Here is a 15,644-nt window from a genome sequence, read left to right on the forward strand (position 1 = left end):
CTCAGTGGGAGAAGAAGTCGATGGCCAGGCGGTTGAACTCGTCCGCCTGCTCGGTCTGGGCCCAGTGGCCGCAGTGCGGGAAGACGTGCAGCCGGGCGTCCGGGATGGTCTTGAGGGCGACGAGTGCGCCGTCGAGCGGGTTGACGCGGTCCTCACGGCCCCAGGTGAGCAGCACCGGGTGGGTGATCCGGTGGGCCTCGCGCCAGAGCATCCAGTCCTCGGCCCAGGCCGGTTCGGCGAAGGAGGCCGCCATCCGGGCGCTGCCCAGCCGGTTGTCGGGGTCGGTGGCCGAGGCCCAGCGCTCCTCGACCAGTTCGTCGGTGACGATCGACTGGTCGTACGCCATCACGCCGAGGAAAGCGCGGAGTTGCTCCTTCGCCGGCTCGGGCGCCGTGTTGAACTCGAAGAGCCGCTTGATGCCCTCGGTGGGGTCCGGGGCGAAGAGGTTGACGGAGACTCCGCCGGGACCCATCAGCACCAGTTTGCCGACCTTGTCCGGGTGGTTCAGGGCCATGCGGACGGCGGTTCCGCCGCCCAGCGAGTTCCCGACGACGTGGGCCCGGGTGATGCCCAGTTCGTCCATGAGCGCGGCGACGGCGTCCGCGCTGTAGCTGAAGTAGTCCTTGTCGAGCTGCGGCCTGTCGGAGCGGCCGAAGCAGGGCTGGTCGACAAGCAGCGTGCGGAAGTGCCCGGCGAACACGGGGAGGTTACGGCCGAAGTTGCTCCAGCCGGAGGCGCCCGGGCCGCCGCCGTGCAGCATCACGACGACGGGTGCGCCGGCCGGCCCGGCCTCGTGGTAGTGCAGGGTGAGTCCCGCCGCCTCGGCGGTGCGGGAGGTCGACTCGTAGGTGGGCTCTGCCATCGGTGATCACCTCTCAGGCCATGGAGTCGTGGATGTCCATACCGAGCGCGCACTGCCCGAACATCACCAGCGCCCGCTCGGGGTCGTTGGCGGCGTGGCCGCGGCCGGTGTGGGCGTCGCGCCAGGCGCGCTGGACCGGGCTGGGTCCGGTGCGCATGGCGTTGCCGCCGGAGTTCTCCATCAGCAGGTCTATCGCCGCGACCGCGCGCTCGGTGGCGATCACCTGGTCCCGGCGGGTGCGGGTGCGCTGCTCCATCGTGATCTCCTCGCCGCGCCCGGCGGTGGCGTACATCTCGCCGATGTTGCGGGTCAGTTGCAGCCAGCTCGCCTCGATGTCGCTGGCGGCGCGGGCGATGTGCACCTGTGCGAACGGGTCCTCGGCGACCTTCTGGCCGTAGGAGACGCGGAACCGCCGCCTGGTGGCCTCGAGGTAGGACTCGTAGGCGCCCTCGGCGATGCCGACGACGGGGGTGGAGATGGTGGTGGTGAAGACGCCGGCGTACGGCAGCCGGTACAGCGGCTCGCGGTTGAGTTCGTGCCCGGGCACCTTCAGGGCGGTGACCGGGCCGAAGCTCAGGGCGCGGTGGCCGGGTACGAAGACGTCCTCGACGACGACGTCGTTGCTGCCGGTGCCGCGCAGGCCGACGGTGTCCCAGACGTCGTCGACGCGGTACCCGGTGCGGGGGACGAGGAAGGTGCGCATGTCCACCGGGTTGCCGTCGGCGTCCGGGACGAGGCAGCCGAGCAGGGCCCAGCGGGCGTGGTCGCAGCCGGAGGAGAAGTGCCAGCGGCCGGAGAGGCGGAAGCCGCCGTCGACCGGGGTGGCCGTGCCGGTGGGGGCGTACGAGGAGGCGATGCGGGTCTTGGGGTCCTGGCCCCACACCTCCTGCTGGGCCCGCGGGTCGAACAGGGCGACGTGCCAGGGGTGGACGCCGAGCACGGAGGCGACCCAGCCGGTGGAGCCGCACGCCTTGGCGATCTCCTTGACCGCCGTGTAGAAGACCAGGGGGTCGGCCGCCCGGCCGCCGAAGGCCCTGGGCTGCAGCAGCTGGAAGAAACCGGTGTCCTCCAGTTCCTTGACGGAGGTGTCGGGCACGCGGCGCAGCGTTTCGGCCTCGGCCGCGCGCTCGCGCAGGGCGGGGGCGAGATCGCGGATCGCTGCCAGCACATCTTCGGCCATGGGCATCCCCTTTTCGGGCGGTCGTGGTGGCGGAAGTGGCAGGACCGTACGCCGCGCCGATCCGGAACGAAATGCGCGGCTCCCACTGAGCGGGAAGCAGCGGCGGTCACGCCGTCGGACGCTGCTGACCTGCGGCGCAGTGGTGCCGAGGGTGCGGGTGCGGCACGCCCGCAGCAGCGCCGGCACTGCGCCGGATGTGGAGCCGAGCAGGTCCTGCGGCGCGAGATCGGCGACGGGCTCGACGCCGCGCGGAACCGGAACGCCGTCAACCGGGCACCGATGTACGCGCGTTGCCAGCCGGTGGCCTCTGGGCCGTCGACGCGGCCGTTCCCGCCTCCGGAACGCGGACGGGCCGGCCCTCGGGTGAGGGCTGGCCCGTCCAGAGCGCCCGTCAGCCCGGACTCCCCGCCGGCTGCGACGCGTTGCGGGTCAGCGGCCCGCCTCCTGACCGGCCAGGTCGAGTGCGGCGAGGTGGCCGAAGACCATCGCCGAGCCGATCGGCGCGCCCGGGCCCGGATAGGTGGGGCCGGACACCGAGGCGCTGGTGTTGCCCGCCGCGTACAGACCGGGGATCGGCGTGCCGTCCTCGCGCAGCGCCCGGGCCCGGGCGTCGGTCCGCACACCGCCCTTGGTGCCCAGGTCGCCGAGGACGATCCGCACGGCGTGGTACGGGCCCTGCTCGATCGGCACCAGACAGGCGTTGGCGCCCTCTCCCTGGGCGAAGAAGAGGTCGTAAGGGTCCTCGCCACGGTGGAAGTCGGCGTCCACGCCGTCGGCCGCGTAGCCGTTGAACGTCCGCACGGTGCCGCGCAGCGCCGCCGCGTCCACGCCGATGCGTTCGGCGAGGCCGCCGAGGGTGTCGGCGGTGTGCCACGCGCCCGCCCGGGTGAAGGCCGCGCGGTCGGCGGGGACGACGGTGATGCCGGGCAGCGCGTCGCCGAACCGGCCGTCGAAGACCCACCAGACCGGGTTGTCGGGGCCGGTACCGGCCTTGGCGGCGAGCATCCGGCGGCCCATCCGGTCGTACGGCAGTGACTCGTTGGCGAACCGGCGGCCGGAGCCGTCCACGAAGATGCCGCCGTGCAGGCCCAGCGTGAAGGCGGCCGAACCGTCCGGGAAGCGCAGCGAGGGACACCACCAGGCCTGGTCGAGCAGCGCGGTGGCGGCTCCTGCCTCGACGGCGGCGAGCAGCGCCTGCCCCGTGTTGCCGCCGGGTGCGCCCATCGTCCAGTCGGCGCCGGGCAGCCCCTGCCACGCGCGGCGCAGCTCGGCGTCGGCCTCGAAGCCGCCCGCCGCGAGCAGGACGCCACGGCGGGCGCGGATCCGCAGCACACGGCCCTCGTGTCCGGCCTCGGCGCCGACCACCCGGCCGTCCTCGGTGAGCAGCCGGGTCAGAGCGGTCTTCAGCAGAATGCGGCCGTTTCCGGTGGACTCCAGGGCGAGGAGCAGCCGGCCGATCAGGGCACGGCCGTCGGTGAACGGACCGTCGGGGACCGGCAGTCCGAGCCGCTCGGCCCAGGCCGGCGGACGGATCGCGGCCAGCAGCGGGTGCGGCTCGCGGGGGGCGGGCAGGTCGACGGGGAAGACGGCGCGCCCGGCCTCGAACCGGCCGGGCGCGGCGTAGTAGTCGGGGAAGGGCCGGTACTCGAAACGGACGTGCGGGTTGTCCTCGAGGAAGGCGACCGTCTCCCCGGCACGGTCGATGTACGCGTCCTGCAGCTCGTGCGGGGTGGTGTCGCCGACCACCGCGCGGAAGTAGGCGCGGCCGAGGCCGGCGGAGTCCGCCAGGCCGCCCCGTTCCTGGGCGGGGTTGCCGGGCAGCCACAGGGCGGCGCCGGCGTAGGCGGTGGTGCCGCCCGTGTACCCGGTCTTCTCGATGACCAGGGTGTCCAGCCCACGGGCCGCCGTGCCGTACGCCCCCGTGAGCGCGCCGCCGCCGGAGCCCACGACCAGCACGTCGCACTCCTGGTCCCAGCTGTCTCGCGTGTTCGCCATGTCGTCCTCGCGTGTGGTGGATTGCCGGTGGAAGCGGAGTATTCGCGACACGGAGGACGGCGGCCACAGCGGTTTCCCGGACAGTGGGATCGCCTCCCACCGCGGTCACGTCAGCCGGCCGCCCCGGCTCCCCGGCCCGCTCCCCCCTTCCCGGGCGGCGCGCCGCAGCTCGCCCTTGAGGATCTTCCCGCCCGCGTTGCGCGGCAGGGCCGGCACGACGTGGAAGCGGCGCGGGACCTTGAAGTTGGCCAGGCGTTCGCGGGCCCAGACCGTCAGCTCCGCCGGGTCGGGGTCCGCTCCCGGCGCGGGCGTGTAGAAGGCGACGCCGACCTCGCCGAGACGGTCGTCGGGGGCGCCGACGACGGCGACGTCGGCGATCTGCGCATGGCCGCGCAGGACGTTCTCCACCTCCGCCGGGTAGGCGTTGAAGCCGCCGACGATGTACATGTCCTTGAGCCGGTCGGTGATGGACAGGTAGCCGCGCTCGTCGAGCACGCCGACGTCTCCGGTGTGCAGCCACCCGTCCGCGTCGACGGTCCGGGCGGTCGCCCGGGGATCGTCGAGGTAGCCGCGCATCACGTTGTAGCCGCGCACCAGCACCTCGCCGGGTTCGCCCGGCGGCAGGGGCGTGCCGTCGGCGCCGGCCACCCGGACCTGGGTGCCGGGCAGCGCCGGACCGGCGGTGGTCGCCACGGACTCGGCGTCCGCGTCCGGCGGGCAGACGGAGACCACCCCCGTCGACTCGGTGAGGCCGTAGGCGCTGAACACGTCCGGGATGCCCAGCTCGGCACGGATCCGTTCGATCAGCTGCGGACCGACGCCACTGCCGCCCAGGCCGACGAGGCGCAGCCCCGCCAGATCGTGTACGGCGCGCCGGGGATGGTCCAGCAGGCTGTGCAGGACGGTGGGCGTGGCCATCAGCACGCTGACCCGCTCCGTCGCCAGCCGGGGCAGGATCCCCTCCAGGTCGAAGACCTCCTCGGGAATCATGGTGACGCCCCTGAGCAGGCAGGCGACGACGCCCGCCTTGTAGCCGAAGACATGGAAGAACGGGTTGACGAGCAGATAGCGGTCACCGGCGCGCAGGGTGACCACGCGCGACCACTCCCCGAAGACGCGCAGCGTCTGGCCGTGCGTGCTCATCACGCCTTTGGAGCGGCCGGTGGTGCCCGAGGTGAAGAGGACGTCCGCCAGGTCGTCGGGGCGGACCGCGGCAGTGCGGGCGGCCCGTTCCGCCTCCGCCACGCGCCGGCCGGCCGCCAGGTAGTCCGCCCAGCCCAGCGTCCCCTCGGCGGGCTCTCCGCGCAGCACCACCGTGCCCCCGAGCATGCCGAGGTCCTCGCCCGACTCGCGCAGCATCTCCACGTAGTCGATGCCGAGGAAACCTCGCTCGGTGAACAGCAGCCGGGCGCCGCTGCGCCGGATGAGGTCGGCGGCCTCGGCCGCCTTGTAGCGGGTGTTGAGGGGGACGAGGACGGCTCCGACGGACACGGCACCGAGCACGGCGGCGATCCAGTACCGGGTGTTGGGGGCCCAGACGGCCACCCGGTCGCCGGGGCCCACGCCCTGGGCGAGGGCCGCCCGCGCGGCCGCGTGCACCTCGTCGCGCAGCCGGGAGAAGGTCCAGCGGACCTCACCGTCGACGAGCGCCTCCTCGGGTCCGTACGCGTCCGCGGCGTAGTCGGCGAGTCGCGCGAGGGTGGCCGGGGCGGCGAGGGGCTGCGCCCCCGCATGATCGTGGAACACGCTGGTCATGGCTCTTTCCGCTCTGTGGTCGGAGGTGGCTGCGTGAGCGTTCGATGACGTCGGGGCGGTCGAGGAGGTCCCTGCGCTCGACGGTCCGCGTGCGCCCGACGGTGTGCATGCGCCCGACGGTGTGCATGCGCCCGACGGCGTCCGTGCGCTCGACGACGGGTGGCCGCCGGTGGCGCTCAGGGGGTGTGCGCGGCGCGGACACACCCCGGACGGTCACAGCATGGGGTCCTGGACGTCGATGCCGAGCGCGTCCTTGCCGAAGAGGACGAGGGCCCGCTCGACGTCGTTGGCCGCCTGGCCGCGGGCGGCGTGCACGTCCCGCCAGGCGCGTTGCAGAACGCTGCCGTCCCCGCGCACGGGGGTGCCGCCGGCGTTCTCCGTCAACCGGTCCACGGCGCCGATCGCGCGCTCGCCGGCGAGCACCTGGTCCCGGCGGGTACGGGTGCGCAGCGACATGGGGATCTCCTCGCCGAGCCGGGCGACCGCGAACAGGTCCGCGATGTTGCGGGTCAGCTGCAGCCGGCTCGCGTCGATGTCACTCGCGGCACGCGCGATGCGCACCTGCGCGAAGGGATCCTCGGCGGCCTTCTGCCCGTAGGAGACGCCCGACCGCCGCCGGGTGGTCTCGACGCAGGACGCGTACGCGCCTTCGGCGACGCCGATCATCGCGGTCGAGATGGCGGTGGTGAACACCGCGCCGTACGGCAACCGGTACAGCGGCTCGGCGTTGACCTCGTGGCCCGGGCACGCCAGGGCGGACATGGGGCCGTAGCCGAGGGTGCGGTAGCCGGGGACGAAGGCGTCCTCGACGACGACGTCGTTGCTGCCGGTGCCGCGCAGACCGACCGTGTCCCAGACGTCGTCGACGCGGTAGTCGGTGCGGGGAAGCAGAAAGGTCCGCAGGTCCACGGGCCGGCCCTCGCCGTCGGTGACGAGGCCGCCGAGCAGGGCCCATCGGGCGTGGTCGCAGCCGGAGGAGAAGTGCCAGCGGCCGGAGAGCCGGAAGCCGCCGTCGGCCGCGGTCACCTCGCCGGTCGGGGCGTACGAGGAGGCGATACGGGTCCTGGGGTCGAGGCCCCACACCTCCTGCTGGGCCCGCGGGTCGAACAGGGCCACGTGCCACGGGTGGACGCCCCTCACCGCGGCGACCCAGCCGGTGGAGCCGCACGCCCCGGCGATCTCCTCGACGGCCGCGTAGAAGACGGCCGGATCGGCCGCCCTGCCGCCGAAGGCCCTCGGCTGCAGCAACTGGAAGAAGCCGGTCTCGTCCAGCTCCTTCACGGTGGCGTCGGGCAGTCGGCGCAGCGCCTCGGTCTCGGCAGCACGCTCGCGCAGGGCGAGGGCCAGTTCGCGGACCGCTGCGAGCACGTCGTCGTCACGCATGCGCATCCCTCTCAGGTGCTCGGGTCGTCCTGGGTGACGCAACGGAACCTACGCGTTACTGTTTCGAAAAGGAATACCTCTTCCCAGCAGATGGGATCCGCTGGCAACCTCCCCGCAACACCGGTTGTACGGCCGCGGCCCGGGGCTCGTCGGCTGTCCGAGCAGGAGGTGAGGCGCCGTGACGACGCATGCTGTCGAGTCCGGGTATCCGCCGTTGTCGCTGCTGGAGAAGGCGGCGAAGGTGCTGGTCGCGTTCCAGAGCGCGCAGCCCCGGCTCACCCTGACCGAGGTCGTGGAACGCTCCGGTATCGCCCGGTCCTCCGCGCACCGCATCCTGGACCAGCTGGTGCAGCTGCGCTGGCTGGAGCGGGAGGGCCGCGACTACCGGCTGGGCATGGGGATGCTGGAGCTGGGGGCGCTGGCCGCGCATCACAACCGGCTGCGGCGGGCGGCGTTGCCGCATCTGCACGCGCTGCACGAGTCCACCGGGCACCTGGTGCACCTGACGGTGCTCGACGGCGCCGAGGTGGTCTACCTGGAGCGGATCGGCGGGTCGGACGACTCCGGTGTGCCGTCGCGGGTGGGCGGGCGGCAGCCGGCGCACTGCACGGCGGCGGGCAAGGCGATCCTGGCCTTCAGCGACGGTGCGCTGGTGGAACAGGTGATCCGGCACGGGCTCAGGCCGCGTACGCCGCGCACCATCACCCATCCCGAGTCGTTCCGGCACGAGTTGGCGATGGTGCGGGAGCGCGGCGTCGCCTTCGACCACGAGGAGGGGTACCGGGGCGTCTCCTGCGTGGCCGCTCCGCTGCGCGGTGCGGGCCGGGCCGTCGCCTCCCTCTCGGTGTGCGGCAACGGCGCCCACCGGGAGCTGGAGCGGATCGCCCCTGCCGTGCTCGGCTGCGCACGGTCGGTGTGGCAGTCCATGTTCGGGCCCGGGCGGCACACGCACAGGCCCGCGCGCCAGCAGCCGGCCGACGAGGCGCCGCCCGCGCACCGTGTTCCGCAGACGGTGATGGACGACATGGTGTCCTGGCTGCGCTTCAGCCAGTGGATGTGAGGGCCGGGACGCCGTAGAGCCGGGAGGCCAGAGAGCCGGAACACGGTCGGCCGTTCGAGCCTGCGAGCCTGCGGGTCGGCGGGTCGGCGGGTCGGCGGGTCGGCGGGTCGGCGGGTGCGGACGCGTCACTACGGGCGGGCGCATCGGTGCGCTCCGCCCGGTGTGCCGGTTCGTCAGAAGCGGTCGCCGCGCAGGACGGCGTCCGCGCCGCCGTCGGCGAAGACGACCTGGCCGGTCACGTGGGTGTTCTCGGGCGAGGTCAGCCACGCGATCAGCGGGGCGATCCGCTCGGGGCGGGCGTGGCCGTGCAGGGGCATCGGCACGCTCCGCTCGACGAGCCGGCGCATCTCGGGATCGTCCAGCAGGGGCCGGGTCATGGGTGTGAGGATCACGCCGGGGCCGACCGCGTTGAGCGGGATCCCGGCACCGGCCCAGTCGTCGGTGACCGCCGTGCGACGGATCCAGCGCGAGATCGCCGCCTTGGAGGAGGAGTACACGAGGTGCCCTTCGCCACGGTCGACGGCCAGCCGGGACGCGGCCACCGCCGCCTCCTCGTCGCCGGCGAGCGCTGCGTCCACGATCGCGGAGTCGGCCGGGTGCACGGCGTCGATCGAGCCGATGACCAAGGCTCTCGGGTCGGTACCGGAGGCCAGCAGCGGACGCAGGCCCTCGAGCGTGGCCACGGCGCCGAAGTGATTGACCCTGATGGTCGACGGGTCGGCGTGCGCGACACCCGCGCAGGCGACGACGGCGTCGAGCCGGCCGTCGCACAACTGCCGTGCGCAGTTGACGAGTTCGGACCTGCCTTCGGCGGTGCCCAGGTCGGCACGGATGTCGCCGTCCTTGCGGTCTGCCCCGATGCCGACGTGACCCTGCGAGCGCAGGAGGTCCGCGGTGGCCCGGCCGATGCCGGACGCCGCTCCGGTGATCAGGTAAGTACGCGACATGGTCGGTTCCTTCTTCTCGCGGCTTCTTTCCGGCTCAGGTGTAGGTGATCTCGACCCGGTCGGTGAGGGGCACGGCCTGGCAGGCCAGGACGTAGCCCTCGGCGGTGTCCCGGTCGTCCAGGACGTCGTTGCGCAGCATCTTCACCTCGCCCGTCACGACCCGGCAGGTGCAGGCGCTGCAGGCGCCCTCCCGGCAGGAGTACGGGGCGTCCACTCCCGCGGCCAGGAGGACGTCGAGCAGCGGGGTCCGCGAAGGCCAGTCGACCGTGTGGGTCTCGCCGTCGAGTTCCACCCGCGCCGTGCTGCCGCCGCCCGTGTCCGCGGTCCCGGGCACGGACGGCGCGTCGAAGACGTCGGTGCCGAGGGAGAAGAAGCGCTCGCGGTGCATCCGGTCTGCCGGTGCGCCGAGCGCGCGCAGCGCCCGCTCGACCGCGTCCGTCATCGGCTCGGGGCCGCAGACGAAGGCCTCACGGCCGGCGTACGGTGCGAGCGCGGGGGTCAGCCGGTCCGCGGCGGGCAGCCCCTGGAGCGATTCCAGCCAGTGGATCACCACCAGCCGGCCGGGGAAGTCGTCGGCCAGCTCCCGCAGTTCGTCGCGGAAGATGACCGAGGACTCGTCGCGGTTGGCGTAGAGGAGTGCGAGCCGGCCCCGCCCCGCGACCAGGACCGACTTGGCGATCGAGAGCACCGGGGTGATGCCGCTCCCCCCGGCGACGAGCAGCAGGTCACCGTCGAGGGACTCCGGGGTGAAGGTGCCGGCCGGCGGCAGTACCTCCAGCTCGTCCCCCGCCGTCAGGTGGTCGCACACCCAGTTGGAGCCGTACCCGCCGGCCACCCGCTTGACCGTCACCTTCATCGGCTCGCCGGTGTGCGGTGAGCTGGCGAGGGAGTAACAGCGGGCGACCGCCCCTCCGTCCGCCCCGGGCAGCTTCAGGGTGAGGAACTGCCCGGGGCGGTAGGCGAAGCGGTCCGCGCTCCGCGGTGGCGCCTGGAGAACCAGGGAGTGCGCGTCGGCCGTCTCGGCGATCACCTCGGTGACGCGCAGCCGGCGGGTACGCGGCCCGGCGGCCGGCTCAGGCATCGCCCCGGACTCCGGTCCGGGCATCGGCTCAGGCATCGCCCCGGGCATCGGCTCAGGCATCGGCGACCTCCAGGATGCCGTCCTCGACCGCGCGGTCGATGCTGTCGCGCAGACCCCGGCAGGTGCGGATGCGGGCGGTGCTCCCGCCCTCGGTCACCCGGCCGCGGAACTCCGCGCAGACGACCGCCGCTTCCGCGGTCCACTGCACGGAGGTGTGGGCCGGGCTGAACTTCTCGCACAGGACCTGGTTGCCGCAGGCCGCGCACTCCACCGGCCGCATGTCAGGCTCCGGTCCCGGTCGCCGCTGTCCGCTCCGCGTCGAGACGGGCGAGGTTCCGCGCGACCTCCGCTTTCCAGGAGTCGTTGGCCCGGCTGGTGTCGAGCTCGAACTCGAAGCGCCGCGTCATCTCGTCCTTGACGTCCTCGACGTCCACGTAGAACTGCTCGTACCAGCGGCGCAGCTGGTAGACCGGGCCGTCCTCCTCGGTGAGCAGCGGGTTGTCGATCCGGGTCTTGTTCTTCCAGATCTCCACGTCCTGCTCGAAACCGGTCTCCAGGCCCGCGGCGGTGAGCCGGGCCGCCTCCGCGGCCTCCTCGTCCGACATTCCCGGCAGCTTCTTGACGATCGCCCCGTACTGGAGCAGGAAGCTGTTCTCGTCGATCGGATAGTGGCAGTTGATCAGCACCATCTCCATCTCGACGCCCTCGGCCGCGGGCGAGAACAGGTAGTCGATCATGTACGAGGGGCCGTAGTACGAGGCGTCGGAGCGCAGCGGGGAGCTGAGGGTGCCCAGGTTCACGTCCTGCCGCGGACTGCTCTCCATGTACTGGGTGGCGATGTGGCCCTCGAAGACGTTCTTGAAGTAGGTCGGGAAGGCGTAGTGGACGTAGTAGAAGTGCGCCATGTCCACGACGTTGTCGACGATCTCCCGGCAGTTGGAGCCGTCGACCCGCAGGGTCTTCCAGGTCCAGTCGCTCCACTCGTCGCTGAAGGCGGCCTCGATCCGCGGGACGGCCGCCTCGGGCGGCGGGGGGTTGCCCTGCGGGTCGTGCCAGACGAACAGCTGCTTGTTCTCCTCGCAGGTGGTCCACGCGCGGGTGCGGGCGCGGGGCGGCACGCGGCGCGCGTACGGGATGCCGGCGCAGCGGCCGTCGCCCGACCAGCGCCAGTCGTGGAACGGGCAGGCGACGGCGTCACCCTTGACGCTGCCCTGGGCGAGGTTGCCTCCCATGTGCGGGCAGTAGGCGTTCAGGACGTGCAGTTCGCCGTCCTCCTGGCCCTGGAAGACCACCAGCTTGGTGCCGAACGCCTCGATCTCGTGCGGCTTTCCGTCCTTGAAGCTGTCGGCGAGGCCCAGGCAGTGCCAGCCCCGGGCGAAGCGCGCCGGCGGCTTGCCCGCGTCGATGACCCGGACGTCTTCGTCGAGTGCGGTCATCCGTTCCTCCTGTGCAGTGCGGCTCTGGGTGGGGTGCGGCTCTGGGATACGGCTCGGAGCGGGGGTGGGTTCACCGGTGGGCGGCGAGTTCCACGGCGATGTCGATGAGCTGGTCCTCCTGGCCGCCGACCAGGCGGCGCTCGCCGGCGCGCAGGAGGATCTCGGCACCGGAGACGCCGTAGCGCTCGGCCTGCCGGTAGGCGTGCTTGAGGAAGCTGGAGTAGACCCCGGCGTGGCCCATCAGCAGGGCGAGCCGGTCGAGGCGGCACTCGTCGTCCATCACCGGGCGGACCACGTCCTCCGCCGCGTCGATGATCTTCAGAACGTCGATGCCGGTGCGGATGCCCATCTTGGCGCAGACGGCGACCAGCGCCTCGACGGCGGTGTTGCCGGCGCCCGCGCCGAGGCGGCGGGTGGAGCCGTCGATCTGCAGGGCACCGGCCCTGACCGCGGCGATCGAATTGCCCGTGCCGAGGGCCAGGTTCTCGTGCCCGTGGAAGCCGACCTGGGCGTCGCCCGCCAGTTCGGTGACCAGGGCCTCGACCCGGGCGGTGACGTCGTCCATGACCATGGCCCCGGCCGAGTCGACCACGTACACGCACTGGCAGCCCGCGTCGGCCATGATGCGGCCCTGCCGGGCGAGTTCACCGGGTGTCGTCGAGTGCGCCATCATCAGGAAGCCCACGGTCTCCAGGCCCATGTCGCGGGCGAGCCCGAAGTGCTGGTTGGCGATGTCGGCCTCGGTGCAGTGCGTGGCGATGCGGCACACGCGCGCGCCGTTGCCGTGGGCGGCCCGGATGTCGTCCTTCACGCCCAGCCCGGGGAGCATCAGGAAGGCGATCTTCGCCTGCCGCGCGGTCTCCACCGCGGCCTTGATCAGTTCCTGCTCGGGGGTCTTGGAGAAACCGTAGGTGAAGGACGAGCCGCCGAGTCCGTCGCCGTGCGTCACCTCGATCACCGGCACGCCGGCGTCGTCCAGGGCCGCGACGACGGACCGTACGTCCTCGGCCGTGAACTGGTGCCGGGTGGCGTGCGAGCCGTCGCGCAGCGAGGAGTCGGTGACGCGGATGTCGAGAGTGTCCGAATATGCGGCATGTGCGGCGTGTGCGGCGTGTGCGGCGTGGGGCATGTGACGGGGCTCCTCAGGTGCCCGGGGCGAGGAGCGCCTTGGCGAACTCCTCACCGGCCTTGGTGGCGGCGGCGGTCATGATGTCGAGGTTTCCGGCGTACGGCGGCAGGTAGTCGCCCGCCCCCTCGACCTCCAGGAAGATCGCGACGCGCGCCATGCCGCCGTTCTCGGGGCGCGGGTCGTCGTACTGCGGTTCACTGCGCAGCCGGTAGCCGGGCACGTAGGCGGCGACCTGCTCGGCGATCTCCTTGACGGACTGGGTGATCGCGGCACGGTCGGCGTCCTCGGGGATCGCGCAGAAGACGGTGTCGCGCATGATGACCGGCGGCTCGGCGGGGTTGAGGATGATGATCGCCTTGCCGCGTTCGACACCGCCGATGGTCTCGATGCCGCGGGAGGTGGTGCGGGTGAACTCGTCGATGTTGGCCCGGGTTCCGGGGCCGGCGGAGACGGAGGCCACCGAGGCGACGATCTCCGCGTAGGCCACCGGGACGACACGGGAGACCGCGTACACCATGGGGATGGTGGCCTGCCCGCCGCAGGTGATCATGTTGACGTTGGGCTTGTCGAGGTGCTCACGGAGGTTCGCGGGCGGCACGACGGCGGGGCCGACGGCCGCCGGGGTCAGGTCGACCGCCTTGATGCCGAGTTCGGCGTAGCGCGGGGCGTTGGTCCGGTGGACGTGGGCGGAGGTGGCCTCGAAGACGATGTCGGGGAGTTCGGATCGGGCGAGCAGCCGGTCGACGCCTTCGTGGCCCGTCTCCAGACCGGCCCGGCGGGCGCGGGCGAGGCCTTCGCTGGCGGGGTCGACGCCGATCATCCAGCGTGGCTCGACGAGTTCGGAGCGCTGCAGCTTGTACAGCAGATCGGTGCCGATGTTGCCGGAACCGACGATCGCGGCGCTCGCCTTGGTCTTGGTGGGCGTCATTTCCTTGAATCACCTCGGCTGAACGAGAGGGAGACCGAGCCCAGTTCGGTGAACTCGGCGGTGAAGGTCGCTCCCGCCGCCACGTCGACGGCCCGGGTGCAGGAGCCGGGCAGCACCAGATGGCCCCTCTTCAGGGGCACCCCGAAGCGGGCCACGGTCCGGGCGAGCCAGGCGACGGAGCGCGCCGGGTCACCGAGTACGGCGTCGCTGCGGCCCTCGGCCAGCAGCTCACCGCCGCCGGTCAGCCGCGCGCCGATCGCCGTCAGGTCCAGCCCGCGCGGGTCACGGCCCTCGCCGATGACGTATCCGGCGGAGGAGGCGTTGTCGGCGATGGTGTCGGCGATGGAGATCCGCCAGTCGCGGATCCTGCTGTCGATCAACTCGATGGCGGGTACGACGCGTTCGGTGGCGGCCAGGACGTCCGCCGGCGTGCAGTCCGCGCCCGGCAGGTCGTCGCCGAGGACGAAGCCGACCTCGACCTCGACGCGCGGGGAGCAGTAGCGGGTGACGGGCACGGGCCGAGCGGGGCTCAGTTCCATGTCGTCGAGCAGGTGACCGTAGTCCGGCTCGTCCACGCCCATCATCCGCTGCATGACCGGGGAGGACAGGCCGACCTTGTGACCGCGCACCTCGGCCCCGGCGGCGAGCCGGTGCCGGATGTTGACCAGCTGGATCTCGTAGGCGTCCTCGGTGTCGATCCGCGGGAAGGTCTCGGTCAGCGGTTCGACCGGGGTACGGCCGTGCTCGGCGCGGTGCAGGATCCGAGCCGCGTTCTGCCTCTGCAAGTCCGTGAGCATGGGGTCCTCTGCGGGGCGTTGGGCTGTCCCGGGAGGCTAGGCGGGGGAGGCCGGGGGCGGGGAGCGCGAATTCCCGCTGACCGGGAAAGGTGCTGCGCGAGGACGGCGAACGGCCCCGGAGGCCTTGGCTTCCGGGGCCGTTCGCTTGGCGTACGGGGGCTGCTGTCCGGGTTCCCTACCGCGCCCCGTACACCGCCTGCGGCACCTCCGCCTCCGCAAGCAGCTTCAGCGTCGCCTCGCCCGCCTCGGCCGGCGTCCAGCGGGCGCCCTTGTCGGCGGTCGGGCCCGGTCGCCAGCCCTCCATGACGGTGATCCGGCCGCCCTCGGTCTCGAAGACACGTCCCGTCACCCCGGCGCTGGCGGCGGAGCCCAGCCAGACGACGAGGGGGGAGACGTTCTCCGGGGCCATGGTGTCGAAGCCGTCCTCGGGAGCCGCCATGGTGTCGGCGAAGGTCCGCTCGGTCATCCGGGTGCGGGCGGCCGGGGCGATGGCGTTGACCTGAACGCCGTAGCGGCTCGTCTCGGCGGCGGCCACGAGGGTCAGGGCGACGATGCCGGCCTTGGCGGCGGCGTAGTTGCCCTGACCGACGCTGCCCAGCAGTCCGGCGCCGGAGGTCGTGTTGATGACGCGGGCCTCGGGCGTGCGGCCGGCCCTGGCCTCGGCGCGCCAGTGCGCGCAGGCGTGCCTGAGCGGCAGGAAGTGGCCCTTGAGGTGGACGCGCAGGACGGCGTCCCAGTCGTCCTCGTCGAGGTTGACGAGCATGCGGTCGCGCAGGAACCCGGCGTTGTTGACCAGGGTGTCGAGGCGGCCGAACGTCTCCAGGGCGGTGGCGATGAGCGAGGCGGCGCCATCGGGGGTGGCGATGTCACCGCCGTGGCCGACCGCCTCGCCGCCGCGCGCCCGGATCTCGTCGACGACCTGCCGGGCCGGCCCCGAGGCGCCGCCCGTGCCGTCGAGGCCGACGCCGAGGTCGTTGACGACGACCTTGGCGCCCTCGGCGGCGAGGGCGAGGGCGTGCGCGCGGCCGAGTCCGCGGCCCGCGCCGGTGACGACGGCGACGCGTCCCGTGCAGATTCCCGTGGTCATGGCT

At 72.8% G+C, this 15,644-nt stretch carries 14 protein-coding genes; 1 reads left to right on the top strand and 13 read right to left on the bottom strand.

Translation table 11 applies throughout. The features are described 5' to 3' along the window. Window position 1: 1 nt before the first annotated feature. The 5 genes from hsaD to hsaA (AB0N17_RS21185) form a co-directional block, all read right to left on the bottom strand. Window positions 2-862 carry a 4,5:9,10-diseco-3-hydroxy-5,9,17-trioxoandrosta-1(10),2-diene-4-oate hydrolase gene (hsaD, locus tag AB0N17_RS21165; protein ID WP_366012939.1) on the bottom strand — a complete coding sequence of 287 codons (861 nt, stop codon included), beginning with the start codon at window positions 860-862 and terminating at the stop codon, window positions 2-4. Window positions 863-875: 13 nt separating this feature from the next. Continuing rightward, window positions 876-2,042, bottom strand: a complete 1,167-nt coding sequence (hsaA, locus tag AB0N17_RS21170) for a 3-hydroxy-9,10-secoandrosta-1,3,5(10)-triene-9,17-dione monooxygenase oxygenase subunit (RefSeq protein WP_366012940.1) — start codon at window positions 2,040-2,042, stop codon at window positions 876-878. 429 nt (window positions 2,043-2,471) lie between these two features. Then, window positions 2,472-4,037 carry an FAD-dependent oxidoreductase gene (locus tag AB0N17_RS21175; protein ID WP_366012941.1) on the bottom strand — a complete coding sequence of 522 codons (1,566 nt, stop codon included), beginning with the start codon at window positions 4,035-4,037 and terminating at the stop codon, window positions 2,472-2,474. 105 nt (window positions 4,038-4,142) lie between these two features. Next, window positions 4,143-5,792 carry a FadD3 family acyl-CoA ligase gene (locus tag AB0N17_RS21180; RefSeq protein WP_366012942.1) on the bottom strand — a complete coding sequence of 550 codons (1,650 nt, stop codon included), beginning with the start codon at window positions 5,790-5,792 and terminating at the stop codon, window positions 4,143-4,145. A gap of 213 nt (window positions 5,793-6,005) precedes the next feature. Beyond that, window positions 6,006-7,175, bottom strand: coding sequence for a 3-hydroxy-9,10-secoandrosta-1,3,5(10)-triene-9,17-dione monooxygenase oxygenase subunit (gene hsaA / locus AB0N17_RS21185; RefSeq protein ID WP_366012943.1), 1,170 nt, complete (start codon window positions 7,173-7,175; stop codon window positions 6,006-6,008). Window positions 7,176-7,353: 178 nt separating this feature from the next. Here hsaA (AB0N17_RS21185) and AB0N17_RS21190 point away from each other — a divergent pair, with 178 nt between their 5' ends. Beyond that, window positions 7,354-8,235 carry an IclR family transcriptional regulator gene (locus tag AB0N17_RS21190; protein WP_366012944.1) on the top strand — a complete coding sequence of 294 codons (882 nt, stop codon included), beginning with the start codon at window positions 7,354-7,356 and terminating at the stop codon, window positions 8,233-8,235. A gap of 173 nt (window positions 8,236-8,408) precedes the next feature. On the opposite strand, the gene AB0N17_RS21195 is transcribed toward AB0N17_RS21190, so the two are convergent. From AB0N17_RS21195 to AB0N17_RS21230, 8 genes are all read right to left on the bottom strand, one after another. After that, a complete protein-coding gene (locus AB0N17_RS21195; RefSeq protein ID WP_366012945.1) occupies window positions 8,409-9,182 on the bottom strand; it encodes an SDR family oxidoreductase in 774 nt (257 codons plus the stop codon). Window positions 9,183-9,216: 34 nt separating this feature from the next. Further along, window positions 9,217-10,263, bottom strand: a complete 1,047-nt coding sequence (locus AB0N17_RS21200) for a ferredoxin--NADP reductase (RefSeq protein ID WP_366012946.1) — start codon at window positions 10,261-10,263, stop codon at window positions 9,217-9,219. 52 nt (window positions 10,264-10,315) lie between these two features. Then, window positions 10,316-10,543 carry a hypothetical protein gene (locus AB0N17_RS21205; RefSeq protein ID WP_366012947.1) on the bottom strand — a complete coding sequence of 76 codons (228 nt, stop codon included), beginning with the start codon at window positions 10,541-10,543 and terminating at the stop codon, window positions 10,316-10,318. Window position 10,544: 1 nt separating this feature from the next. Continuing rightward, the gene (locus AB0N17_RS21210; RefSeq protein WP_366012948.1) at window positions 10,545-11,699 is read right to left on the bottom strand and encodes a Rieske 2Fe-2S domain-containing protein; all 1,155 of its coding nucleotides are present in this window, start codon (window positions 11,697-11,699) and stop codon (window positions 10,545-10,547) included. Between the two features lie 70 nt (window positions 11,700-11,769). Next, entirely contained in the window at window positions 11,770-12,828 is a 1,059-nt protein-coding gene (gene dmpG, locus AB0N17_RS21215; protein WP_366012949.1) for a 4-hydroxy-2-oxovalerate aldolase, read from the bottom strand. Between the two features lie 13 nt (window positions 12,829-12,841). Next, a complete protein-coding gene (locus AB0N17_RS21220) occupies window positions 12,842-13,756 on the bottom strand; it encodes an acetaldehyde dehydrogenase (acetylating) (RefSeq protein ID WP_366012950.1) in 915 nt (304 codons plus the stop codon). After that, window positions 13,753-14,553: a 2-keto-4-pentenoate hydratase gene (locus AB0N17_RS21225; RefSeq protein ID WP_366012951.1), complete on the bottom strand. Its 801-nt coding sequence runs from the start codon at window positions 14,551-14,553 to the stop codon at window positions 13,753-13,755. Before AB0N17_RS21225 ends, AB0N17_RS21220 begins: the two co-directional genes overlap by 4 nt. A 175-nt stretch (window positions 14,554-14,728) precedes the next feature. After that, a complete protein-coding gene (locus tag AB0N17_RS21230; RefSeq protein ID WP_366012952.1) occupies window positions 14,729-15,640 on the bottom strand; it encodes an SDR family oxidoreductase in 912 nt (303 codons plus the stop codon). Window positions 15,641-15,644 lie beyond the last annotated feature (4 nt).

The sequence above is a fragment of the Streptomyces sp. NPDC051133 genome (assembly GCF_040682635.1).
Taxonomy (GTDB): Bacteria; Actinomycetota; Actinomycetes; order Streptomycetales; family Streptomycetaceae; genus Streptomyces.

What these genes read in the sequence shown, in the direction of transcription:
- AB0N17_RS21200 (WP_366012946.1), bottom strand. Translation starts at nt 10,263, where the DNA reads ATGCCTGAGCCGGCCGCCGGGCCGCGTACCCGCCGGCTGCGCGTCACC.
- AB0N17_RS21210 (WP_366012948.1), bottom strand. Translation starts at nt 11,699, where the DNA reads ATGACCGCACTCGACGAAGACGTCCGGGTCATCGACGCGGGCAAGCCG.
- AB0N17_RS21225 (WP_366012951.1), bottom strand. Translation starts at nt 14,553, where the DNA reads ATGCTCACGGACTTGCAGAGGCAGAACGCGGCTCGGATCCTGCACCGC.
- AB0N17_RS21205 (WP_366012947.1), bottom strand. Translation starts at nt 10,543, where the DNA reads ATGCGGCCGGTGGAGTGCGCGGCCTGCGGCAACCAGGTCCTGTGCGAG.
- dmpG (WP_366012949.1), bottom strand. Translation starts at nt 12,828, where the DNA reads ATGCCCCACGCCGCACACGCCGCACACGCCGCACATGCCGCATATTCG.
- hsaA (WP_366012943.1), bottom strand. Translation starts at nt 7,175, where the DNA reads ATGCGTGACGACGACGTGCTCGCAGCGGTCCGCGAACTGGCCCTCGCC.
- AB0N17_RS21180 (WP_366012942.1), bottom strand. Translation starts at nt 5,792, where the DNA reads ATGACCAGCGTGTTCCACGATCATGCGGGGGCGCAGCCCCTCGCCGCC.
- AB0N17_RS21195 (WP_366012945.1), bottom strand. Translation starts at nt 9,182, where the DNA reads ATGTCGCGTACTTACCTGATCACCGGAGCGGCGTCCGGCATCGGCCGG.
- AB0N17_RS21230 (WP_366012952.1), bottom strand. Translation starts at nt 15,640, where the DNA reads ATGACCACGGGAATCTGCACGGGACGCGTCGCCGTCGTCACCGGCGCG.
- hsaD (WP_366012939.1), bottom strand. Translation starts at nt 862, where the DNA reads ATGGCAGAGCCCACCTACGAGTCGACCTCCCGCACCGCCGAGGCGGCG.
- AB0N17_RS21175 (WP_366012941.1), bottom strand. Translation starts at nt 4,037, where the DNA reads ATGGCGAACACGCGAGACAGCTGGGACCAGGAGTGCGACGTGCTGGTC.
- hsaA (WP_366012940.1), bottom strand. Translation starts at nt 2,042, where the DNA reads ATGGCCGAAGATGTGCTGGCAGCGATCCGCGATCTCGCCCCCGCCCTG.
- AB0N17_RS21220 (WP_366012950.1), bottom strand. Translation starts at nt 13,756, where the DNA reads ATGACGCCCACCAAGACCAAGGCGAGCGCCGCGATCGTCGGTTCCGGC.